At 65.8% G+C, this 20,892-nt stretch carries 22 protein-coding genes; 12 read left to right on the top strand and 10 right to left on the bottom strand.

All coding sequences use genetic code 11. From position 1 onward, the window contains the following. Positions 1 to 345: 345 nt before the first annotated feature. The 3 genes from purB to C8J44_RS18825 all read left to right on the top strand — a co-directional run bounded on the left by purB (position 346) and on the right by C8J44_RS18825 (position 3,228). Entirely contained in the window at positions 346 to 1,644 is a 1,299-nt protein-coding gene (purB, locus tag C8J44_RS16055) for an adenylosuccinate lyase (protein ID WP_121905271.1), read from the top strand. 238 nt (positions 1,645 to 1,882) lie between these two features. Continuing rightward, the gene (locus C8J44_RS18830; protein WP_259466902.1) at positions 1,883 to 2,011 is read left to right on the top strand and encodes a hypothetical protein; all 129 of its coding nucleotides are present in this window, start codon (positions 1,883 to 1,885) and stop codon (positions 2,009 to 2,011) included. 206 nt (positions 2,012 to 2,217) lie between these two features. Further along, positions 2,218 to 3,228 (top strand): hypothetical protein, encoded by a 1,011-nt coding sequence (locus C8J44_RS18825; RefSeq protein ID WP_147453217.1) that lies wholly within the window; start codon positions 2,218 to 2,220, stop codon positions 3,226 to 3,228. A gap of 144 nt (positions 3,229 to 3,372) precedes the next feature. Here the strand turns inward: C8J44_RS18825 and dnaJ are convergent, their stop codons facing one another. Both dnaJ and dnaK read right to left on the bottom strand, forming a co-directional pair. Next, positions 3,373 to 4,506, bottom strand: coding sequence for a molecular chaperone DnaJ (gene dnaJ, locus C8J44_RS16040; protein ID WP_056055383.1), 1,134 nt, complete (start codon positions 4,504 to 4,506; stop codon positions 3,373 to 3,375). A gap of 121 nt (positions 4,507 to 4,627) precedes the next feature. Beyond that, entirely contained in the window at positions 4,628 to 6,535 is a 1,908-nt protein-coding gene (gene dnaK / locus C8J44_RS16035) for a molecular chaperone DnaK (RefSeq protein WP_056055380.1), read from the bottom strand. A gap of 240 nt (positions 6,536 to 6,775) precedes the next feature. Here dnaK and C8J44_RS16030 point away from each other — a divergent pair, with 240 nt between their 5' ends. Together C8J44_RS16030 and C8J44_RS16025 are read left to right on the top strand one after the other, a co-directional pair. Next, the gene (locus C8J44_RS16030; protein ID WP_259466901.1) at positions 6,776 to 7,141 is read left to right on the top strand and encodes a copper chaperone PCu(A)C; all 366 of its coding nucleotides are present in this window, start codon (positions 6,776 to 6,778) and stop codon (positions 7,139 to 7,141) included. After that, positions 7,138 to 7,641 (top strand): vgr related protein, encoded by a 504-nt coding sequence (locus C8J44_RS16025; RefSeq protein ID WP_121905268.1) that lies wholly within the window; start codon positions 7,138 to 7,140, stop codon positions 7,639 to 7,641. The genes C8J44_RS16030 and C8J44_RS16025 overlap by 4 nt, the downstream gene beginning before the upstream one ends. Before the next feature lie 73 nt (positions 7,642 to 7,714). On the opposite strand, the gene C8J44_RS16020 is transcribed toward C8J44_RS16025, so the two are convergent. The 4 genes from C8J44_RS16020 to hrcA all read right to left on the bottom strand — a co-directional run bounded on the left by C8J44_RS16020 (position 7,715) and on the right by hrcA (position 11,019). Beyond that, positions 7,715 to 7,954 carry a hypothetical protein gene (locus tag C8J44_RS16020; protein WP_121905267.1) on the bottom strand — a complete coding sequence of 80 codons (240 nt, stop codon included), beginning with the start codon at positions 7,952 to 7,954 and terminating at the stop codon, positions 7,715 to 7,717. A 107-nt stretch (positions 7,955 to 8,061) separates the two neighbouring features. Beyond that, positions 8,062 to 9,285, bottom strand: a complete 1,224-nt coding sequence (locus C8J44_RS16015; protein ID WP_121905266.1) for a threonine synthase — start codon at positions 9,283 to 9,285, stop codon at positions 8,062 to 8,064. A 125-nt stretch (positions 9,286 to 9,410) separates the two neighbouring features. Next, positions 9,411 to 9,950 (bottom strand): nucleotide exchange factor GrpE, encoded by a 540-nt coding sequence (grpE, locus tag C8J44_RS16010; protein ID WP_121905265.1) that lies wholly within the window; start codon positions 9,948 to 9,950, stop codon positions 9,411 to 9,413. 25 nt (positions 9,951 to 9,975) lie between these two features. After that, a complete protein-coding gene (gene hrcA / locus C8J44_RS16005; RefSeq protein ID WP_093399755.1) occupies positions 9,976 to 11,019 on the bottom strand; it encodes a heat-inducible transcriptional repressor HrcA in 1,044 nt (347 codons plus the stop codon). 335 nt (positions 11,020 to 11,354) lie between these two features. Between hrcA and rph the strand changes: the two genes are divergently transcribed. After that, positions 11,355 to 12,071, top strand: coding sequence for a ribonuclease PH (rph, locus tag C8J44_RS16000; RefSeq protein ID WP_056055360.1), 717 nt, complete (start codon positions 11,355 to 11,357; stop codon positions 12,069 to 12,071). Next, positions 12,068 to 12,703 carry an RdgB/HAM1 family non-canonical purine NTP pyrophosphatase gene (gene rdgB, locus C8J44_RS15995; RefSeq protein ID WP_121905264.1) on the top strand — a complete coding sequence of 212 codons (636 nt, stop codon included), beginning with the start codon at positions 12,068 to 12,070 and terminating at the stop codon, positions 12,701 to 12,703. Before rph ends, rdgB begins: the two co-directional genes overlap by 4 nt. Before the next feature lie 129 nt (positions 12,704 to 12,832). On the opposite strand, the gene C8J44_RS15990 is transcribed toward rdgB, so the two are convergent. Further along, a complete protein-coding gene (locus tag C8J44_RS15990) occupies positions 12,833 to 13,543 on the bottom strand; it encodes an EAL domain-containing protein (RefSeq protein WP_056055354.1) in 711 nt (236 codons plus the stop codon). Positions 13,544 to 13,697: 154 nt separating this feature from the next. After that, on the bottom strand, positions 13,698 to 14,255 hold the full coding sequence (locus C8J44_RS15985; RefSeq protein ID WP_121905263.1) for a CAP domain-containing protein: 558 nt from the start codon (positions 14,253 to 14,255) through the stop codon (positions 13,698 to 13,700). A 43-nt stretch (positions 14,256 to 14,298) separates the two neighbouring features. On the opposite strand from C8J44_RS15985, the gene hemW reads away from it, so the two are divergent. Further along, complete coding sequence (hemW, locus tag C8J44_RS15980; protein WP_121905262.1) at positions 14,299 to 15,471, top strand: radical SAM family heme chaperone HemW; 1,173 nt, start codon at positions 14,299 to 14,301, stop codon at positions 15,469 to 15,471. 31 nt (positions 15,472 to 15,502) lie between these two features. Here hemW and C8J44_RS15975 read toward each other — a convergent pair whose 3' ends face one another. Then, positions 15,503 to 16,705, bottom strand: a complete 1,203-nt coding sequence (locus tag C8J44_RS15975; protein ID WP_121905513.1) for a penicillin-binding protein activator — start codon at positions 16,703 to 16,705, stop codon at positions 15,503 to 15,505. 10 nt (positions 16,706 to 16,715) lie between these two features. Here C8J44_RS15975 and rsmI point away from each other — a divergent pair, with 10 nt between their 5' ends. The 4 genes from rsmI to C8J44_RS15950 all read left to right on the top strand — a co-directional run bounded on the left by rsmI (position 16,716) and on the right by C8J44_RS15950 (position 19,959). Then, positions 16,716 to 17,564, top strand: coding sequence for a 16S rRNA (cytidine(1402)-2'-O)-methyltransferase (rsmI, locus tag C8J44_RS15970; RefSeq protein WP_121905261.1), 849 nt, complete (start codon positions 16,716 to 16,718; stop codon positions 17,562 to 17,564). A gap of 123 nt (positions 17,565 to 17,687) precedes the next feature. Beyond that, positions 17,688 to 18,041 carry a YraN family protein gene (locus C8J44_RS15965; RefSeq protein WP_121905260.1) on the top strand — a complete coding sequence of 118 codons (354 nt, stop codon included), beginning with the start codon at positions 17,688 to 17,690 and terminating at the stop codon, positions 18,039 to 18,041. A 198-nt stretch (positions 18,042 to 18,239) separates the two neighbouring features. Further along, on the top strand, positions 18,240 to 19,193 hold the full coding sequence (gene gshB / locus C8J44_RS15955) for a glutathione synthase (protein WP_121905258.1): 954 nt from the start codon (positions 18,240 to 18,242) through the stop codon (positions 19,191 to 19,193). 166 nt (positions 19,194 to 19,359) lie between these two features. Then, the gene (locus C8J44_RS15950) at positions 19,360 to 19,959 is read left to right on the top strand and encodes a DedA family protein (RefSeq protein ID WP_121905257.1); all 600 of its coding nucleotides are present in this window, start codon (positions 19,360 to 19,362) and stop codon (positions 19,957 to 19,959) included. Here the strand turns inward: C8J44_RS15950 and C8J44_RS15945 are convergent. Beyond that, positions 19,956 to 20,861 (bottom strand): tyrosine recombinase XerC, encoded by a 906-nt coding sequence (locus C8J44_RS15945; RefSeq protein WP_259466900.1) that lies wholly within the window; start codon positions 20,859 to 20,861, stop codon positions 19,956 to 19,958. The genes C8J44_RS15950 and C8J44_RS15945 overlap by 4 nt on opposite strands. Positions 20,862 to 20,892 lie beyond the last annotated feature (31 nt).

Below are 20,892 nucleotides of genomic sequence, written 5' to 3'. Positions count from 1 at the left end.
CCGGTTGGGGCAGATTGTGGGGACGTCGCGGTCGTTTGCGCCAATACGGGCGCAGCAATCAACGCCGCGCCAGCCAGGATAGCATATTTCAACATTGCGTCTCTCCGGTACTGTTCTACGCATTTACTAAGAAACCCGGCGACCGAGCCTGCACTATACTCGAGGCCGCGAACTGCTCACTCAGTCTATACGCGCAAAATTGGCTGATTTATACACGATGACGGGTATTTGAACCTTTTCCTGTGTCCTGCTACCGCGTTTTCAGCCTGTATCGGCGAGACCTCAAAACGAGGACCGCCACCGCAGCATCGCTTTCACGCCCGATATCAGCCCCGAGGAAACCCGATGGTCCCCCGCTATTCCCGCCCCGACATGGTCGCGATCTGGACGCCTGAAGCGCGCTTCAAGATCTGGTTCGAGATCGAGGCGCACGCCACCGACGCCCTCGCCGAACTCGGTGTCGTCCCCAAGGAAGCCGCCGCCGCGATCTGGGAAAAGGGTGCGTTCGAGGTCGACCGGATCGACGAGATCGAGCGCGAGACCAAGCACGACGTCATCGCCTTCCTGACCAACGTCGCCGAGCATGTCGGCCCCGAAGCCCGCTTCATGCACCAGGGCATGACCTCGTCCGACGTGCTCGACACGTGCCTGGCGGTGCAGTTGGCCAAGGCGAGCGACATCCTGATCGCCGATCTCGATGCGCTGCTCGTGGTGCTTGAACGCCGTGCGCGCGAGCACAAGATGACGCCGACGATCGGCCGCAGCCACGGCATCCACGCCGAGCCGGTGACGTTCGGGCTGAAGCTGGCGCAGGCGCATGCCGAGTTCGCCCGCAACCGGGCGCGGCTGGTGACGGCGCGCGAGGACGTCGCGACCTGCGCGATCTCGGGCGCGGTGGGGACGTTCGCGAACATCGATCCGTTCGTGGAAGAGTATGTCGCGGGCAAGCTCGGCCTGTCGGTCGAGCCGGTCTCGACGCAGGTGATCCCGCGCGATCGCCATGCGATGTTCTTTGCGACCTTGGGCGTGATCGCCAGCTCGATCGAGCGGCTCGCGACCGAAGTGCGTCATCTGCAGCGCACCGAAGTGCTCGAGGCGGAGGAGTTCTTCTCGCCCGGCCAGAAGGGCTCGTCGGCAATGCCGCACAAGCGCAATCCGGTGCTGACCGAGAACCTCACCGGCCTTGCGCGCATGGTCCGCGGGTACGTCACGCCGGCGATGGAAAACGTCGCGCTCTGGCATGAGCGCGACATCTCGCACTCGTCGGTCGAGCGCTACATCGGGCCCGATGCAACGATCACGCTCGACTTCGCGCTCGCGCGGCTGACCGGGGTGATGGACAAGCTGGTCGTGTACCCCGAGCGGATGTTGAAGAACCTCAACAAGATGGGCGGCCTCGTTCATTCGCAGCGCGTGCTGCTGGCGCTGACGCAGGCGTGGGTGAGCCGCGAGGACGCGTATCGCCTGGTCCAGCGCAACGCGATGAAGGTGTGGGATTCGGACGGCGCGCTGTCGCTGCTCGAACTGCTGAAGGCGGATCCGGAAGTGACGCTGTCGGATGCCGAACTGGAGGACAAGTTCGACCTCGGCTACCACCTGAAGCACGTCGACACGATCTTCGCGCGGGTATTCGGCGCGGCCTGAAGTCGCCAAGAGACATCTTTTCCCCCCTCCCTGAAAGGGAGGGGTTGGGGGTGGGTCGGCCGGCTCAAGCCACCCCTGTCTGTAATTTTCGGCGGCCGACCCACCCCCTGCCCCTCCCTTTCAGGGAGGGGAGACCGTCGTGGTTGGAATAAATGTGACGCCCCAGCCACCCCAAAGTGCACGCAATGCAATTGCGATTACCTGTTACAAAATTGCGACAACGCGCAACTATACCCATATGTCGCTTGCCGGATATGTTTCCGGCATCGGAGACCTACCCATGCGCATGTTCGAAACCGTGACCAGCACCATGCTGGCGATCGCGGCTCAAGCGCTGGTGGTCGGGGTGGTCATCACCGCCTTCTGATCCATCGGCCCGCCCGCCCCCTCCCGAGGGGGCGCGGCTAGGCCGGAAGTTTACGACGGCAACGCGACGACCGGGTCCGAAGTGGATCAATCGTCGAGCGCGTTACGTCGAAACGGTTGCACCCCTGATAGCAGTTCTGGCGATACGGCCGCAGTGTTCTCACCAGCTTAGCGGAACACTGCTCGGCATATCAGAGAGGGACGGACATGCGGCGGTACCAATTCTTGATCACCTCGGCACTTTTCGCGCTACCGGCACAGGCGCAGGACGAAGTGCCGCTGGCCAAGGCATCGATCGACGCCGCTCTGCCCTTGGAAGTGCGGCTTTTGCTGGCAGGCAACAACAATGTGCAATCGCTGTTCGCGGTCAACGGGTCGGAACCCTTTGCAGGAACCGTGCTTAAAGCGAACGTCATCAGCTTTTCGCCCAACAGCGAACTGGTGCTGCAGAATACGACGGCGCCTTACATCATCATCGCGGCACGAGACGTCAAATTTCCGGACGCGACATCGGGCTATCGTATTCGGTTCGCCGACGTTGACCTACCGACAGCCGCCAAGGGCGCGGACGGTGCGCGTGGTGCAGACGGTCAGGGTGAGGTCAACTTTCTAGGCGGATCGGCATCGGCCGGCGCGATCGGACAGATTGGCGGCACAGGCGAAACACGCGTGCTGCCGCATGTGTATCTGGTCGTCGATCATTTCTCGATCGGCAGCAACGCCAACCCCCGACTGATAAATCTGTCGCTGAAATTGCGCGGCGTTGCTGGCGGCGATGGCGGCTCTGGCGGTATCGGCGGAGATGGCGGCAATGGCGCGGTTGGCCACGAGGCATCGCAGAGCGCATTCAGATGCATACAAAGAGGCGGCAATGGTGGACGCGGCGGCGACGGCGGCATTGGCGGAACCGGAGGTAGCGGAGGCCAAGGAGGTAACGGCGGCTCGCTGACATTCCTTTCGACGAAGAAAGGCGTGGGCCAGTTCGGTTACGCCTCGATCCTGAACCAAGGGGGATTCGGCGGAGGCTATGGCAGAAGCGGACGTGGCGGCATCGCCGGCAATGGTGGGAGCGGCGGAAGCGGCAATTTTCATTGTCACGGAGGCGACGGCGGGAGCGTTGGCGCACTGCCTGCGCTCGCGGCAACCGGACTGGATGGCGAGCAAGGCACGAAGGGCAAGGTTATGCTGATCAGCGTGCCGGTCGTGAGGATGTTCTGACGGCGTAAGCCTCGGCCGATCTCTGCAACGCGCTCGCGACTGCACATCATGCTCGGCGTTAATGATTACAAAGCCCGGTAGACTAGGAAACAGTCCACCGGGTTATTTTCGACCACGTACCTTTTGAACGTGGTCGACCTCTGCTTACTCGCCCGCGAATACGCCCTTTAGCTTGGCGAAGAAGCCCTGGCTGGCCGGGCATTCGTCGCCTGTTTCCGTCTCGCGGAACATCTCGAGCAGTTCCTTCTGGCGGTTGCTGAGACGCGTGGGGGTTTCGACGTCGATCTGGACGACGAGGTCGCCGTGGCCGCGGCCCTGCAATACCGGCATGCCAGCACCGCGTTGGCGGAGTTGCTTGCCCGACTGGATGCCAGCGGGGATCTTCACTTCGTGCGTGCGACCGTCGAGGCCGGGGATCGACAGCGATCCGCCGAGCGACGCGACCGTGAAGCTGATCGGTGCGCGCGCAAACAATGTCGTGCCTTCGCGCTCGAACAGATTGTGCTTGGTCACGTGAAGGAAGATGTAGAGGTCGCCGGACGGTGCGCCGCGGGCGCCCGCCTCGCCTTCGCCCGACATGCGGATGCGCGTGCCTTCGTCGACGCCGGGGGGGACGTTGATCGACAGCGTCTTGGTCTTCTCGACGCGACCTTCGCCGCGGCAATCGGGGCAAGGATCGGCGATGACTTCGCCGGCGCCGTTACAGACCGGGCAGGCGCGCTCGACCACGAAGAAGCCCTGCTGTGCGCGAACCTTGCCGTGACCGCCGCAATGCTGGCAGGTCTTAGCCCGCGTGCCGGCCTTGGCGCCCGAGCCGTCGCAGGTGTCGCAGAGCGCGGAAACGTCGATCGTGATCTCGGTCGTTTTGCCGTGGAACGCTTCCTCCAGGCTGACTTCCATGTCGTAGCGCAGGTCCGCGCCACGCCGTGCCGCCGAGCGACCGCCGCCACGCTGCGCGCCGCCCATGAATTCGCCGAAGACGCTTTCGAAGATGTCGCTGAAGCCGCCGAAATCCTGCGCGCCGCCGCCATGACCGCCGCCGCCGCCGTTCTGAAACGCGGCGTGGCCGAAGCGATCATAGGCCGCGCGCTTCTGCGGATCCTTGAGGCACTCGTACGCCTCGCTGACCGCCTTGAACTGCGCTTCGGAATCCTTGCAGCCGGCGTTCTTGTCCGGGTGATATTTCATCGCGAGCTTGCGGTAGGACGACTTGATCGTCCCCGCATCCGCGGTCCGCTCGCATTCGAGCAGTTCGTAATAATCTGTCTGGGTACTCATAGCGGCCCTCTTAGCCCTCTCCCCTCCGGGGAGAGGGTTGGGTGAGGGGCAGTTCCACACGGCAGCGCGCGGAACTGCCCCTCACCCCGGCCCTCTCCCCGAGGGGGAGAGGGAGTTTCGGTTACGCCTTCGGGTTGTCGTCGACTTCCGAGAATTCGGCGTCGACGACGTCGTCGTCCTTCTTCGCCGCGTCACCGTCAGCCGATGGCGACGCGTCCGCCTGGGCCTGCTTCTCGTAGATCGCCTGACCGAGCTTCATCGCGACCTGGGCGAGCGCGGTGCTCTTCTCGGTCATCGCATCCGCATCGCCGCTCTCGACCGCAGCCTTGGTCGCGTCGATTGCAGCCTGGATCTCGGTCTTCAGCGATTCGTCGACCTTGTCGCCATTGTCGGCAAGCTGACGCTCGGTCGTGTGGACCAGCGACTCGGCGTTGTTCTTCGCCTCGGCGCCCGCACGACGCTTCTTGTCCTCCTCGGCGAAGGTCTCGGCGTCGCGGACCATCTGGTCGATGTCGTTGTCCGAAAGACCACCCGATGCCTGGATGCGGATCTGCTGCTCCTTGCCGGTGCCCTTGTCCTTGGCCGAAACGCTGACCAGACCGTTGGCATCGATGTCGAACGTGACCTCGATCTGCGGCACGCCGCGCGGTGCGGGCGGGATGCCGACGAGATCGAAATTGCCGAGCATCTTGTTGTCCGCCGCCATCTCGCGCTCGCCCTGGAACACGCGGATCGTCACCGCGCCCTGGTTGTCGTCGGCGGTCGAGTAGGTCTGCGACTTCTTGGTCGGGATCGTCGTGTTGCGATCGATCATCCGGGTGAACACGCCACCCAGCGTCTCGATGCCGAGCGACAGCGGCGTCACGTCGAGCAGCAGCACGTCCTTGACGTCGCCCTGCAGCACGCCGGCCTGGATCGCGGCGCCCATCGCGACGACCTCGTCCGGGTTGACGCCGGTGTGCGGCTCCTTGCCGAAGAACTGCTTCACGACTTCACGGACGCGCGGCATGCGCGTCATGCCGCCGACCAGCACGACTTCCGAGATGTCCTCGGGCTTCAGGCCGCCATCGGCGAGCGCCTTGCGGCACGGCTCGAGCGTACGCTTGACCAGGTCCTCGACCATCCGCTCCAGGTCGGCGCGGGTGATCGACTTCACCAGATGCTTCGGACCGTTCTGGTCCGCGGTGATGAAGGGCAGGTTGACCTCGGTCGACTGTGCCGAGCTGAGCTCGATCTTCGCCTTCTCGGCGGCTTCCTTCAGACGCTGGAGCGCCAGCTTGTCCTTGGCGAGGTCGATGCCCTCGGCCTTCTTGAACTCGTCGGCGAGGTACTGGACGATCTTGTTGTCGAAATCCTCACCGCCGAGGAAGGTGTCGCCGTTGGTGGCCTTCACCTCGAACACGCCGTCGCCGATCTCGAGCACCGAGATGTCGAACGTGCCGCCGCCGAGATCGTAGACCGCGATCGTCTTTCCGTCCTGCTTGTCGAGGCCGTAGGCCAGCGCCGCCGCAGTCGGCTCGTTGATGATGCGCAGCACTTCGAGGCCGGCGATCTGGCCGGCGTCCTTAGTCGCCTGGCGCTGCGCGTCGTTGAAGTAGGCCGGCACGGTGATGACCGCCTGCGTGACCGTCTCGCCGAGATACGACTCAGCGGTTTCCTTCATCTTCTGCAGCGTGAACGCCGAGATCTGCGACGGCGAGTAATCCTTGCCACCCGCCGAGACCCATGCGTCGCCGTTCGGCCCGCGCGAGATCTTGTACGGGACCAGCTCGGTGTCCTTCTTGGTGATCGGATCGTCGAAGCGACGGCCAATCAGGCGCTTCACCGCGAAAATGGTGTTGTCGCCGTTCGTCACTGCCTGGCGCTTGGCCGGCTGGCCGACCAGTCGCTCGCCGTCCTTGGCGAATGCGACGATCGACGGCGTGGTGCGCGCGCCCTCGGAATTCTCGATGACCTTGGGCTTGCCGCCTTCCATGACGGAAACGCAGCTGTTGGTCGTGCCGAGATCGATACCGATTACTTTAGCCATGAGTTCTGATTAGCCCCTCACTTGAAACGAAAATACGAAATCCGCTCCACCCCGTTTCGGAGGCGGAACCTTTCTGATGATGGGCGCGATATAGGTGGCCTCGCGCTTGCCGCAAGATTGTACCGGTCATAGGATGCACAAGAGGCAACCCCCGGGGAAAGTTAACCTATGCGTATCGTTTTCGGACTGGGTGTTGCCGCTATGGCACTGGCGTCGTGTTCGCAGCCTAAGGAGTTGGCCGTGGACGGGGCCTGGGTGCGGCTTGGCGCGGTGACGGGCCGACCGGCGGCGGCGTATTTTACGGTGCATGGCGGGCCGACGCCGGCGACGCTGATCTCGGTCACCACCGACGTCGCGATCAAGTCGGAGATGCACGAGACGATGGACAAGGGCGGCCTGTCGACGATGGCGCCGCTGACCCGCGTGGAAATTCCCGCGAAGACGGACGTAGCGTTCGCGCCGGGTGGTCGGCATGTGATGTTGTTCAACATGAACTCGGGGATCAAGCCCGCTGATCGCGTGACGCTCACGTTCGCGTTCGCAGATGGGACGCGCATCATAAACAACGCGACCGTGGTCGCGGCGGGGACGCCGGTAGGGAAGTGAAGCGCACGCTGACCGAGGGGGAGACGGCGCTCGCAGCATCGGTGTTCGGGGGCGCGATCGAGTATTCCCAGGTGAGCCTGGCACGCAGCAAATGGGCGTTCTTCCAGCCGCGCGATACGGTGATGGCACCGCGGGGGTGTATCCACTTCCACCCCAAGGGCGATCTCTGGTGCGACGACTTCGCGCACGCGAACCTGACATTGCAGGGGCTTTTCGTCCACGAGATGACGCACATCTGGCAGCATCAGCGCGGCGTGTTCCTGCCCTTGGCGCGGCATCCGTGGTGTCGGTACGACTATGCGTTCCGGCCTGGGGTGGCGCTGCATCGCTACGGCATCGAGCAACAGGGCGAGATCGTGCGGCACGCCTTCCTGCTGCGCGCGGGCGCGAAGGTCGCGGGCGCCCCGCCGCTCGCGCAATACGAGACGGTGCTGCCGTTTACGCCTGCGCGTAACCTCAAACCCGCCCGTCATCCTGACGAAAGTCAGGATCCAGAGTAACTCAGCGCGACGGCTGCGACTCTGGATCCTGACTTTCGTCAGGATGACGGAGTATTTAATGACGGGCCTAACGTTACAGCCAGCTACGACCATCCGGCCCGGCACAGCCATAAGGCGGCAACTGGCCCGGGAACCGCGCCTGCATCTGGTGGCAGCCCCAGGCACGCATCGGCCCCGGCGCATAACCGTTCAACGCGATGCCGACCTCGTCATACGGGCTCGAGCCGCGCGCGACGTACATGTACCAGCGACCGCCGAACATCACCGCCGCCGCGATGAGCACGACGCAAACGACCTGGACGATTTTCTGCATTGGGGACCCCTTTTGTAAATAAGGGCGCCCCGATGCAGACAACATGGATCAATTTCAACCACCGATCTGGTAGATCAAGACCCACCCGATCGGCAGAGATCCGCCGCTTACAGCGCGTCGAAATCGATAGGTCGTGTTCTATCAAGCGCTTGCGGCGCCTCGGGCATCGGATATTTCAATCCGGTCGCGCAGTTGAAAAGTACGACCTTGTCGTCTTCGTCGACCAACCCGGTGTTCAGCGCCTGATGATATGCCGCGAGCGTCGCGCCGCCCTCGGGGCATAGCAGCAGCCCGTCCTGCTTCGCCGCCGCATCGACCGCCTTCAGGATCGCCGGATCGCCAACCGCCAATGCCTGCCCGCCGCTCTCGCGAACCGCGCGGAGGATCAGGAAGTCGCCGACCGCTTTAGGCACGCGGATGCCCGCCGCGACGGTGCTTGCGTCCTCCCAACGTTCGGCATGCTCCTCGCCCGCTTCGAACGCGCGGACGATCGGTGCGCAGCCGCTTGCCTGTACCGCGAACATCTTGGGCCGCTCCGGGCCGATCCAGCCGAGCTTTTCGAGTTCGTCGAACGCCTTCCACATCCCGATCAAGCCGGTGCCGCCACCGGTCGGGTAGAAGATCGCATCCGGCAGTTTCCAGCCGAACTGCGCGGCCAGTTCGAGCCCCATCGTCTTCTTGCCCTCGATCCGGTAGGGCTCCTTCAACGTCGAGAAATCGAACCAGCGACCTTCTGCCGCGCCCTTGCCGACGATCGCGCCGCAATCGTCGATCAGCCCGTTGACCCGCCAGACGCGCGCACCTTGCATCGCGATCTCGCGGACATTGATCTCGGGCGTGTCGTCGGGGCAGAACACGATCGTCTCGATCCCGCAGCGCGTGGCGTAAGCCGCCAGCGCCGCGCCCGCATTGCCGTTAGTCGGCATCGCGATCTTGGTGACGCCCAGTTCCTTCGCCATCGCGACGGCCATGACGAGGCCGCGCGCCTTGAACGAACCGGTCGGGAGTCGGCCTTCGTCCTTGACCAGCACGTTGGGGCCGCCCGACCTGGTCAGCGGCACGAGTGGCGTCTCGATCTCGCCGAGGCTGACGATGTTGGACGTGTGGCGGACGGGGAGCAGTTCGCGCCACCGCCACAGGTCTGTCGGCCGCGCCTCGATCGTGTTGCGCGAGATCGAGGACCGCACCGCGTCGAGGTCGTAGCGGACGAGCAAGGGGCGTCCGGCGCGCGACAGCCCGTGAAGCTGGTCGGCCTCATACCGCTCGCCGGTGATCGAGCATTCGAGATGCGTGACGAAGGTCTGGCGATCGGTCGTGAGGTTCTGGTTCATCGCTGCTCTCCCCCCTCCTTGGAAGGGAGGGGGCGGGGGTGGGTCGGTCTGGGGCGGGCGCACCGATAGCCAACTGGCCGACCCACCCCCAGCCCCTCCCTGTCAGGGAGGGGAGCAAGACGGTGTCAGCCGGCCTTGGCGACGCCGACCATGGCGGGACGCAACAGGCGGTCCTTGATCATGTAGCCCGCCTGCATTTCCTGGACGATCGTCCCGGCAGGCTGGTCGCTCGGCACTTCGAGCATCGCCTGGTGCTTGTTCGGATCGAGCATCTGGCCCTCTGCAGCGATCTTGGTGATGCCGTGGCGCTGGAACACGCTCTCCAGCTCGCGACCGGTCGCTTCGAGGCCAGTGACGAGACCCTTCATCTTCTCGTCCGCGCGCAGGTCCGCGGGGATCGCCGATAGGCCGCGCGACAGATTATCGGCGACCGACAACACGTCGCGCGCGAACGCGGTCGCGGCGTAGGCGCGGGCGTCCTGTGCTTCCTTCTCGGCGCGGCGGCGGACGTTCTGGATCTCGGCCTGCGCGTACAGGACGTTCTGCTTAGCTTCGGCGAGCTGGTTCTCGAGCTCGGCGACGCGGTCGTTCGAGGCCACCTCCGGTGCGGCTTCGGCGGTCTCTTCGCGCAGGTCTGCAGGCGTGTTCTGGTCGATGTCGGACATGGTTTTCCCTATAATTTGGGCCGGCTCAACCCATCAACCGGGCGAGCGTTGCAGCCGTGAAATCCACCATGGGCACGACGCGCGCATAGTTCAACCGCGTCGGGCCGATGACACCGACCACGCCGACCACCCGGCCGTCCAATCCACGGAACGGTCGCGCGATCACCGAAGACCCTGACAACGCGAACAATTTGGTCTCCGCGCCGATGAAAATCCGCGTCGAATCGCCGGCCCGCGCACTGTCCAAAAGCGATGCGACTTCCTGCTTTCCCTCCAGATCGTCGAGCAGGTCGCGGACCCGGTCGAGATCGGCGGCAGCGGCGGCATCGATCAGCCGCCCCTGCCCGCGCACGATCAGCACCGGGCGGCGATCCGCATCCTCGCTCCACACCGCGATCCCGCGCTCAACCAAGGTCCGCGCCGCGCCATCGAGCGCCGCCTGCCCGTCCGCCAGTTCGCGCTCGATCCGGGTCCGCGCATCCGCCAGCGTCAGGCCGCCTAGCGTCGCCGACATGTAGTTGCCCGCCTCGATCAGCGCAGACGGCGACATGCCCTTGGGCAGCGCGATCACGCGATTCTCGACCGAGCCGTCCTCACTGACCAGCACCGCCAGCGCCTGTTCGGGCGACAGCGCGACGAAGGCGATCTGGCGGAGTTTCAACTCGCGCTTCGGCACCATCACCAGCCCCGCGCACGCCGACAGCCCCGACAGCGCGAGTGTGGTGGCGGCCAGCGCCTCCTCGACCGGGCCGCCAACACCGGCGCGTGCCTCGATCGTCTGGCGTTCCTCGAAGGACGGCTCCATCGCCTGCATCATGCCGTCGACGAACAGTCGCAAGCCCCGGTCGGTCGGCATGCGCCCGGCGCTGGTATGCGGGCTGGCGAGCAGGCCGAGGCCTTCGAGTTCGCCCATGACGCCGCGAATCGAGGCGGGGGAGAGGCTGAGGCCGGTCAGTTGCGCGATCGTCTTCGACCCGACCGGCGTGCCGCTGGCGAGATAGCTGTCGACGACCGCGCGAAAAATGTCGCGCGCGCGATCGGTCAGTTCGGTGACGGGGGGCGTGGCCATCGCTTTGATCTAGGGCGGATCGATCCTTGCCAAAAGAGGGAATGCAACCGCCTCGCCTCACCCCCACCCGTCATCCTGACGAAAGTCAGGACCCAGAGCCACACAGGACACCATTCGATTACCCTGGGTCCTGACTTTCGTCAGGATGACGGGGAAGGCTGGCGAGCGACCAAACGAAAGGCTAGGCAGCGGCAATTACCTTCCACCCCCCGTTCGTGCCGAGTAGGGGTCGAGCGAAGTCGAGAACCCGTATCGAGGTACATGTCCTTCGATACGCCATCTCGACACGCTCGATGGCTACTCGGGACGAACGGGATTTAATTAGGACACCGACTATGCGCCCATCCGGCCGCGCCCCAGACCAGATGCGTGCGATCACGATCGAGCCGCGCTTCACCAAGCATGCCGAGGGCTCCGTCCTGATCGGCTTCGGCGACACCAAGGTGCTCGTCACCGCCAGCGTCGAGGAGAAGGTCCCGCCGTTCATGCGCGGCAAGGGCGAAGGCTGGGTAACCGCGGAATACGGCATGCTCCCGCGCGCCACCAACACGCGCAACAACCGCGAAGCCGCCAAGGGCAAGCAGTCGGGCCGCACGCAGGAAATCCAGCGATTGATCGGCCGTTCGCTCCGCGCCGTCGTCGACCTCAAGCTGCTCGGCGAGCGCCAGATCGTGATCGACTGCGACGTGATCCAGGCGGACGGCGGCACGCGGACCGCGTCGATCTCGGGCGGCTGGGTCGCGCTTCGGCTCGCCATCGACGGCCTGCTGGCGAGCGGCAAGCTGACCGCCGACCCGCTGACGCAGAAGGTCGCGGCGATCAGCTGCGGGATCTACCAGGGCAATCCGGTGCTCGACCTCGACTATATCGAGGATTCGGGCGCGGATGCCGATGCGAACTTCGTGCTGCTGGAGAACGGCAACATCGCCGAGGCACAGGCGACTGCCGAGGGCGCGACGTATGACGAGGAGGCGCTGCTCCGCCTGCTACGTCTCGCGCGGATCGGTTGCACCGACATCTTCGCGGCGCAGGCGAAAGCCGTCGCCAAGTGAGCGGCGAAGGCAAGGAACCGCAGGCGATCCGCAAACTCCAGCCGGGCAAGCTGGTCATCGCCAGCCACAACAAGGGCAAGGTCCGCGAGATCGCGGCGCTGTTGGAAGGCCGGGGGCTCGAAGTCGTCTCAGCCGCCGACCTCGACCTGCCGGAGCCGATCGAGACGGGCACGACCTTCTTTGCGAATGCCGAACTGAAGGCGCGCTCGGCGGCGGACCTGTCGGGCTATCCCGCGCTCGCGGATGACAGTGGGCTGTGCGTCGATGCGCTGAACGGCGATCCGGGCGTCTACACGGCGGACTGGGCGGAGACGCCGAACGGTCGCGACTGGATGATGGCGATGCAGAAGGTCGAGGACGCGATCGTGGCCAAGGGCCCTGACGTGGGCCGCGGCGCGCATTTCGTCAGCGTGCTGGCGCTCGCATGGCCCGATGGTCACGTCGAATGGTTCGAGGGGCGGGCCGAGGGGACGCTCGTCTGGCCGCCGCGCGGCAATGTCGGGTTCGGGTACGACCCCGTGTTCGTGCCGCTCGGCTACGACCAGACCTACGCGGAACTCCCGCACGAAACGAAGAACGCGATCAGTCATCGGAACGAGGCGTTCAAGCTGCTCGAAGCCGCGGTGTTCTGAGAGACGTAGCGGGGAAGGCCTCCGCCGCGCTCCTCGTCATCCTGACGAAAGTCAGGACCCAGAGCCATTAAGGGCACCGCCCGTTACTCTGGATCCTGACTTTCGTCAGGATGACGGAGGAGGTGTGGTTCAGACGGCGATCGCCTGCTTCACCGGCCACGTCACCGCGGGCAGCGCCTCGAACGCCGGTTTCGCCAGCAGATACCCCTGGATGTACCGCACGCCGAGCCCCCGCAGCGCCTCGAACTCGCCAAGCGTCTCAACCCCCTCGGCGATCACCGTGATCCCCAGCGCAGTGCACATCCGCAGCATCCCCTCGACGATCATCCGCCGCGGCAGGCTCGTGTCGATGTCGCGGATCAGCTCCATGTCGAGCTTGATGATACCCGGCTGGAACCGCGCGAGCAGATTAAGCCCCGCATGCCCCGCACCGAAATCGTCGAGCGCGGTGCCGAAACCCATCTTCTGATACGTCGCGATGATGTTCGCGACATGCACGGGATCGAGCATCTCCTCGTTTTCGGTGAACTCGAAGATCAGGCGATCGGTCGGCAACCCAACCGCGCGCGCCGTCTTCAGCGTCAACTGGATGCACGCGGCCGGCGAATAGACCGCGTTCGGGAGGAAGTTGATCGACAGCCGCGCGGGCGTATCGAGCAGCCCCGCCTTCACCGACGCCGCGATCGCGCGGACCCGGCATTGCTGGTCGAACGCGTAGAGGTTCTCCGCATCGACCTGACAAAGCACGCTCGCCGCCGACTGCCCCTCGGGCCCGCGCACCAGCGCCTCATAGGCGAAGACGGTCTCGGTCTCGATATCGACGATCGGCTGGAACGCCATCGAGAAGCCGAAGGTCAGGCCAGCGCCGTCGCGGCAGCCGGCACAACCACCGGAACGCGGCACATCGGAATGAGATGGTGAGGTCATTAACGCAGGTTAACCTCGGTCCACTTAAGAAAGTGCGACCGTCGCCGCGGTCATCGCTTGCTCCAGATCAATACGCACGCTCGCCGACGACATTTCCCGGCGGTGAATAGCGACAGACGAGATAGTCGTCGGTCGTGTTGCTCGCCATCGCGCAGCCGACCTGCGTGGAGCCGCGCCAGACGATCTGCGTGTAATGCGCGACGTCCTCGAAATTGCCGGTGCGGCTGAACCCGGGGGTCGGCATGTTGATGAAATCGCGCTTTTCCGCGACCCAGTGGCCCATCATTTCGGAATACGCATAGGCGTAGCGCGTACCGGTCCACAAATTCTCGCCTTCACGAGTCATGCCCTGCGGCTGCGGTGCGTGCGCGAACTTGCGGGTCCGCGCCATCTGCTCGGCATAGGCGCGCGCGGTGGTCGCCAGCGTATCGCTCCACGTCAGCGGCGCCACGCGGACCGCGGCACGCGCGGCGTTGTGGCCGTCGACCATCGCGGTCTTGAGCAGCGCCGCCCCGCGGGGGGCCGGCGTCATCGTATCGCGGCGCTCGACGACGCGTTCCGGACCCTGTGCGCACCCCGCAATCGCGAGCATCGCGGCAAGCGCCCAACCCAACCGTGCCGTCATTGCGCTTCCTTCGGCCGCCCTGTGCGACCATATGCGCCAGATAATGCCCGTCTTCGAAACACCAAGCCCCGATGCTCCTCCAGCGGGCGATCTCGCGCTCTACGTCCATTGGCCGTTCTGCGTATCGAAATGCCCGTATTGCGACTTCAACAGCCATGTCCGCGATGACGTCGATCAGGCTGCGTGGCGCGCCGCGCTGCTGACCGATCTCGCGCACGAGGCGAGCGTGTTGCCGGGGCGGAAACTGCAGTCGATCTTCTTCGGTGGTGGCACCCCCTCGCTGATGCCGCCGTCGACCGTCGCTGCGGTGCTGGATGCGGCGGAAAAGGCTTGGGGGTTCGCGGAAGGAATCGAGATCACGCTGGAGGCGAACCCCTCCTCGGTTGAAGCCGCGCGGTTCGCCGACTTGGCGAGCGCCGGCGTGAACCGCGTATCCCTCGGACTGCAATCGCTCGACGATCAGTCGTTGAAGTTTCTCGGCCGCGCGCATGACGTCAACGAGGGACAGGCCGCGCTCGCCACAGCGCAGAGCGTGTTTCCCCGCGTCAGTTTCGACCTGATCTATGCGCTGCCGGGCCAGCGGCTCGACGACTGGCGCGCCGAACTCGCGCGCGCGCTCAGTCTCGGGACCGAGCATCTATCGCTGTACCAGCTAACGATCGAAGCGGGGACACGGTTCGCGACCGAAGCGCTCGCGGGCCGGATCGTGATCCCGGACGGCGACTCGGCGGCCGACCTGTTCGAGGCGACGCGCGCGGATACCGCCGCCGCGGGGTTGCCAGCGTACGAGACGTCGAACCACGCGCGACCCGGATCGGAGAGCCGCCACAATCTCGCGTACTGGCGCTACCAGGATTACGCGGGGATCGGCCCCGGCGCGCATGGGCGTCGCGGGGGACTGGCGACGGTGCGGCGGAAAAAGCCGGAGAATTGGCTGGCGGCGATCGAACGCAACGGCCACGGCATGGAAGTCGAGGATCCGCTGACGCCCTCGACGCGCGCGACCGAAGCGTTGTTGATGGGGTTACGGCTGGCGGAAGGCGTGGATCTGGACCGGATTACCGCGCTGAACGCGGGTGTCGTGCCAGTGGATCTGGCGGCGGTGGCGCGGCTTGAGGAGTTGGGGCTGATCGCACACACGCCGGGCCGATTGCGGGTCACCGAAGCCGGCGCCCTACTCCTCGACGCGATTTTGCCTGAGATCGTTACCGCTTAATTTGTTCACCCGCGAAGGCGGGTGAACAAGCTTACTTCCCGAACCCGGCCGGCGCAGGCGAGACCACCGTAGTGGTACCCCCACGGATTTCCTTCACCTCCAGCGCGCGCTCGGCGACGTTGTCCTTGCCGAAGCGGAAGGCCCCATCGATCCCGGCGAAGCCGTCGCCGTCGCGCAGGCGTTTCACCGGGAACGGCGTGCCGGGCTTCCAGTCGCGCGCGATGCGGACCGTCAGCAGTACCGAATCATAGCCGAGGCTCGACAGGCGGTACGGCCCTGCCCCGAACCGCGCGCGGTATTTGGCGGCGTATTGACGGTAGAGCGTGTCGGAGACGCTGGCGTACCATGCGCCCGACAGCGCTGGCTTGGCGGCGATCCCCGCGTCGGAGTTCCAGAGTTCGGTGCCGAGGATGCGCGTCGTCGCGCCGCTGCCGCGCTTGACCATCGCTGCCGCCGAAGCTGCGGTGGCGCCGCCATCGGCGATCAGGACCGCGTCATACGGGGCCTTAGCCGCCAGCCGCGTGACGGCGCCGGAAATGCCACCAGGGCCCCGCGCGTAGGTCTGGAGCGAGACGACCTGACCGCCCGCGCCCTCTACCGCGCGTAGGAACGCGGTCGATGCGCGTTCGCCGTACAGGCCGTTCGGGACGAGCCCGGCAAAGTTGCTGACGCCGCGCTCCTTCGCGAAATCGACGACGCGCGCGATCGACTGGGTCGGGACATAACCCATCAGATACGCACCGTCGCCCGCCACGCCGAGATCGTTGGAGAAGCTCAGCACCGGAATGTTCGCGGCGCGCGCGATCGGCGCGACCGCGCGGACGTCGTCGGCGAGCAACGGCCCGAGGATCAGTTGCGCGCCCTCGGCGATCGCGCGCTGCGCAGCGGCGGCAGCACCGGTCGCGGTGTCGTAGTTGGTGATGCGGACGCGCTGGTTCTGCGTGTCGAGCAGCGCCAGCATCGTCGCGTTGGCGATCGAGGTGCCGACACCGGCATTGCTGCCCGACAGCGGCACGAGCAGCGCGACGCGGTTGCGCTCGGCATCGCGCGGAATACCGGTCTCGACGCCGATGTTGGGGCGATCGGCGGGACGCGTGGTCGGGCGCTGCTGCGACGGCTCGACGGGACCGCGTGGGACGATCGTCTGGCACGCGCCGAGCAGGCACGCCGCGGCAAGCGTCGCCCATCGCCCTGCGGTACGTGCGGATTGCCCTATCGTCGTCGCGTCTGCCATGACCGTCCCCATGAACCCTGAAACTCTTCTCGATCCCGGCCTCTACATCGTCGCGACCCCGATCGGCAATCTTGGCGATCTGTCGCCGCGCGCCGCCGACATCCTCCGCCGCGCCGATGTGATCGCAGTCGAGGACAGCCGCGTGACGGCCGGTCTGCTCCGTCACATCGGCACGAAGACGCCGATGGTGCCGTATCACGATCACAGTGCGGAGGGCGTGCGGCCGGCGCTGATCGCGCGGATGGCGACGCAGGCGGTGGCTTTGGTATCGGATGCTGGGACGCCATTGATCTCCGATCCCGGCTTCAAGCTGGTGCGCGATGCGCGCGCGGCCGGGCATCTGGTGGTGACGATTCCGGGGCCCTGCGCGGCAGTGGCGGCGCTGACGCTGGCGGGGTTGCCGACTGATCGGTTCCTGTTCGTCGGGTTCCTGCCGTCGAAGATGCACGCTCGGGCGGAGGCGATCGCGGAGGTGGCGACGATCCGCGCGACCCTGGTGATGTACGAGTCCGGCCCCCGCCTCGGAGCCTGCCTCGCCGCACTGGCGGAGGGACTCGGCGACCGCGAAGCCGCAGTGACGCGCGAGATCAGCAAGAAATTCGAGGAGGCGGTGACGGGGACGCTCTCGACGCTCGCTGCGCGCTATGCGGATGCGCCGCCGCGGGGGGAGATCGTGATCGTCGTCGCACCGCCGGGGGAGGCGCCGCCGGCTAGTGTCGAGGACGGTAACGCGGCATTGACCGAAGCGCTAACGCGCTTGTCGACCGGGCAGGCTGCGAGCGAGGTGGCGAAGAAGCTCGGGCTTGACCGGAAGGCGCTGTATGCTCGGGCGCTGGAATTGAAGGCGGAAAAGGGATGATCGCCCTTCTTCCCCCCTCCCTGGAAGGGAGGGGTCGGGGGTGGGTCGGCTGCTTGGCTGGCGGTCCCGAGTCCCAGCGGCCTACCCACCCCCAACCCCTCCCTTCCAGGGATGGGAGCAGGGATGCGTGATCGTCGTTCCGCCGAGATTGCTGGCCGCAGAGGAGAGCGCTTGGCGGGGTGGTGGCTGCGCCTCAAAGGCTGGACCATCCTCGATCGCCGGGTCCGCACGCCCGCTGGCGAGGTCGACCTCGTCGCCCGAAAGGGAAACCTCGTCGCCTTCGTCGAGGTAAAAACCCGCGCGACCGCCGCCGAACTCGACTTCGCGATCGACGAGCGCCGCCTCGCCCGCGTGGCCGCAGCCGCGGAGTTTCTGATGCCGCGCTATGCAGGACCCGGCGACGATATCCGCGTCGACGTCATCCTGCTCGCCCCCGGCACCCGACCCCGCCATATCGAGAATGCCTGGATCGGGTGACGCCTCGACCATTCGTGGCGAACCTCGCAACGCTTCCGTCATCCTGACGAAAGTCAGGATCCAGAGCCACGAAGCGATGCCCTCGATTATCCTGGATCCTGACGTTCGTCAGGATGACGGGGTTACGCATGCCACGTCACCCGATGACTTCGCGCCCGCCCGCGCCTACATGCGCTCGACCGAACAGAAGGAAGACGCATGAGCCTCACCGTCGCCGTCCAGATGGACCCGCTCGACAGCATCAACATCGCCGGCGATTCGACCTTCGCACTGATGTTGTCCGCGCAGGACCGTGGCCATACGCTCTTCCACTACTCCGCCGAGGACCTGAACTACCGCGACGGCCGGGTCTGGGCGAAGGCGCACCCGGTCACCGTGCAGCGCGTCGTCGGCGATCACTTCAGCATCGGCGAGCCCGTGAACCTCGACCTCGGCGACGAGGCCGACGTGGTTCTGATGCGCCAGGATCCGCCGTTCGATCTCGGCTACATCACCGCAACGCATCTGCTCGAGCGGATCGCCGACAAGACGCTGGTCGTGAACGACCCCGCGCAGGTGCGGAACGCGCCCGAGAAGGTGTTCGTGCTCGATTACCCGCAGTTCATGCCGCCGACGCTCGTCACGCGCTCGCTCGACGAAGCACGCAAGTTCCTTGCCGAGCACGGCGCGATCGTGATCAAGCCGCTGCACGGCAATGGCGGCAAGGCGATCTTCAAGGTCGAGTCGGACGGCGCGAACCTGTCCGCGCTGATGGAGGTCTTCAACATGACGTGGCGCGAGCCGCACATGGTGCAGGCGTTCCTCCCCGACGTGGCCAAGGGCGACAAGCGCATCGTGCTGATCGACGGCGAGGTCGCAGGCGCGATCAACCGCCTGCCCGGTGAGGGCGAGATCCGCTCGAACCTCGCGGTCGGCGGCTCGGCGGAGAAGTCGCAACTGACCGGCAAGGAGCGCGAGATCTGCGCCGTGCTCGGGCCGGAGCTGAAGAAGCGCGGGCTGCTGTTCGTCGGGATCGACGTGATCGGGGGCACGTGGCTGACCGAGATCAACGTGACTTCGCCGACGGGTATCGTCGCGATCGAGAAGTTCGATGGAACGGACGTAGCCGGCATGATCTGGGATGCGATCGAGGCGAAGGTAGCGGCTCGGTAGTCGAAGCGAGGATACCACCCCGGCGGAGGCCGGGGCCCAATTGGAAAGGTCGCGGTAACGGAGCGCCGTCCTCCGTCATAACCGTCCCCCAATTGGGCCCCGGCCTTCGCCGGGGTGGTGTGATGTCCGCGGAACACATCCGGCATCCCGGCAGTATGTGATACCCATGACCGCATTCATCCTCGATCTCATCGCCTGGGGCGGATATTTCGGTATCTTCCTGTTGATGGCGCTCGAGAATATCGTCCCGCCGGTGCCGTCCGAAGTCATTATGGGGCTCGGCGGCATGGCCGTCGCGCGCGGCGACATGAGCGTCGTGCCGCTGATCGCCTGGGGTACCGCGGGGTCGGTCGTCGGCAACTATTTCTGGTACTATATCGGCCGCAACATCGGCTACGAACGCTTCCGCCCGTTCATCGAGCGCAACGGCCGCTGGCTGACGATGGAATGGTCCGACGTCGAGAAGATCCACCGCTTCTTCACGAAGCGCGGCGGTTGGGTGATCTTCGTGTTCCGATTCATGCCGACCTTCCGCACCGTCATCTCGCTACCCGCGGGCATGACCCGCATGCCGATCTGGCAGTTCGTGATCTGGACCGCGGCGGGCAGCGCGATCTGGAACACCGTGCTCACCTATGCCGGCATCCTGCTCGGCTCGCATTTCGAGGAGCTCGATCGCTATGTCGGGCCGGTCGCGGTCGCCACCTTCGTCGTGATCATCATCGGCTATGGCTGGCGCGTGCTGACCTGGAAGCCGAAGAGCTAGACCCCGCCATGCGGGTGGGCGTTGCGGTACACGTCTATCAGGTGCGCCGCATCGACCTGCGTGTATATCTGCGTTGAACTCAGGCTCGAATGGCCGAGCAACTCCTGTAGCGCGCGCAGGTCCGCCCCCCGCCCCAGCAGATGCGTCGCGAAACTGTGGCGCAACGCATGCGGCGTCGTCCGATCGCCGAGCCCGAGCCGCGCGCGCGCGCCGCGCACCGAGCGCCGTACCACCACCGCCGACAGCGGCCCGCCCTTCGCGCCCCTGAACAGCGGCGCGTCGGCCGCGATCGGCCACGGCGTCTGCGCGACATACGCCTCGATCGCCGCGCGCACCTTGGGCAGCAACGGCACCATCCGCGCCTTCGACCGCTTGCCCGTAACCACCAGCGTCTCGCCAAGCGGCAGGATCGCCCCCGGCAACGCCAGCGCCTCGCCGATCCGCAGCCCCGCACCGTATAGCAGCAGCAGCACCGCCCAATCCCGCGCGCCGATCCACGGCTCGGCCGCATCCTCGGCGACGTCTTCGGCCAGCGCGATCGCCTCGCCCGGAGAGATCGGTCGCGGCAGGCCCTTCTTCACGCGAGGGCCCCGGATCCGCGGCTGCTCCGCGCCGTCGTTCGCCCAGGCCAGAAAGCCGCGCACTGCGGACAGCTCGCGCGCCGCCGACGCGTTGCCGAGCCCCGAATCTCGACGATACGCCAGATACGCGCGCAGATCGGCGGCGGTCACGCGCGCCAGCATCGCGCGTTCGACCCGCTCGCCCCAATGATCGATCAGGAATGCCGTCAGGCGTTCCGCCGACGCTTGGTAGGCACGCACCGTGTGCACCGACCGTCGCCGATCTCGCGTCAAATGGTCCGCCCAGAGCATCGACGGCGGCAGGTCTGTCGTGGTCACCATGATGGACACTAACCTGCTCCAGCAGCAAAGG

This window comes from Sphingomonas sp. PP-CE-3A-406, from assembly GCF_003688625.1.
Classification (GTDB): domain Bacteria; phylum Pseudomonadota; class Alphaproteobacteria; order Sphingomonadales; family Sphingomonadaceae; genus Sphingomonas.
Note: the sequence above shows the minus strand (reverse complement) of the source record. Positions and strands in the feature narration are given on the sequence as shown.

Bases quoted from the DNA above. Each gene is read 5' to 3' on its own strand.
- C8J44_RS16015 (WP_121905266.1), bottom strand. From the start codon at position 9,285: ATGAACCAGAACCTCACGACCGATCGCCAGACCTTCGTCACGCATCTC.
- C8J44_RS15975 (WP_121905513.1), bottom strand. From the start codon at position 16,705: ATGGCAGACGCGACGACGATAGGGCAATCCGCACGTACCGCAGGGCGA.
- dnaK (WP_056055380.1), bottom strand. From the start codon at position 6,535: ATGGCTAAAGTAATCGGTATCGATCTCGGCACGACCAACAGCTGCGTT.
- C8J44_RS16020 (WP_121905267.1), bottom strand. From the start codon at position 7,954: ATGCAGAAAATCGTCCAGGTCGTTTGCGTCGTGCTCATCGCGGCGGCG.
- rsmI (WP_121905261.1), top strand. From the start codon at position 16,716: ATGAACCCTGAAACTCTTCTCGATCCCGGCCTCTACATCGTCGCGACC.
- gshB (WP_121905258.1), top strand. From the start codon at position 18,240: ATGAGCCTCACCGTCGCCGTCCAGATGGACCCGCTCGACAGCATCAAC.
- C8J44_RS15990 (WP_056055354.1), bottom strand. From the start codon at position 13,543: ATGGCGTTCCAGCCGATCGTCGATATCGAGACCGAGACCGTCTTCGCC.
- grpE (WP_121905265.1), bottom strand. From the start codon at position 9,950: ATGTCCGACATCGACCAGAACACGCCTGCAGACCTGCGCGAAGAGACC.
- purB (WP_121905271.1), top strand. From the start codon at position 346: ATGGTCCCCCGCTATTCCCGCCCCGACATGGTCGCGATCTGGACGCCT.
- hrcA (WP_093399755.1), bottom strand. From the start codon at position 11,019: ATGGCCACGCCCCCCGTCACCGAACTGACCGATCGCGCGCGCGACATT.
- C8J44_RS15945 (WP_259466900.1), bottom strand. From the start codon at position 20,861: ATGGTGACCACGACAGACCTGCCGCCGTCGATGCTCTGGGCGGACCAT.
- hemW (WP_121905262.1), top strand. From the start codon at position 14,299: ATGCCCGTCTTCGAAACACCAAGCCCCGATGCTCCTCCAGCGGGCGAT.
- C8J44_RS15950 (WP_121905257.1), top strand. From the start codon at position 19,360: ATGACCGCATTCATCCTCGATCTCATCGCCTGGGGCGGATATTTCGGT.
- rph (WP_056055360.1), top strand. From the start codon at position 11,355: ATGCGCCCATCCGGCCGCGCCCCAGACCAGATGCGTGCGATCACGATC.
- C8J44_RS15965 (WP_121905260.1), top strand. From the start codon at position 17,688: ATGCGTGATCGTCGTTCCGCCGAGATTGCTGGCCGCAGAGGAGAGCGC.
- C8J44_RS18825 (WP_147453217.1), top strand. From the start codon at position 2,218: ATGCGGCGGTACCAATTCTTGATCACCTCGGCACTTTTCGCGCTACCG.
- C8J44_RS15985 (WP_121905263.1), bottom strand. From the start codon at position 14,255: ATGACGGCACGGTTGGGTTGGGCGCTTGCCGCGATGCTCGCGATTGCG.
- C8J44_RS18830 (WP_259466902.1), top strand. From the start codon at position 1,883: ATGTCGCTTGCCGGATATGTTTCCGGCATCGGAGACCTACCCATGCGC.
- dnaJ (WP_056055383.1), bottom strand. From the start codon at position 4,506: ATGAGTACCCAGACAGATTATTACGAACTGCTCGAATGCGAGCGGACC.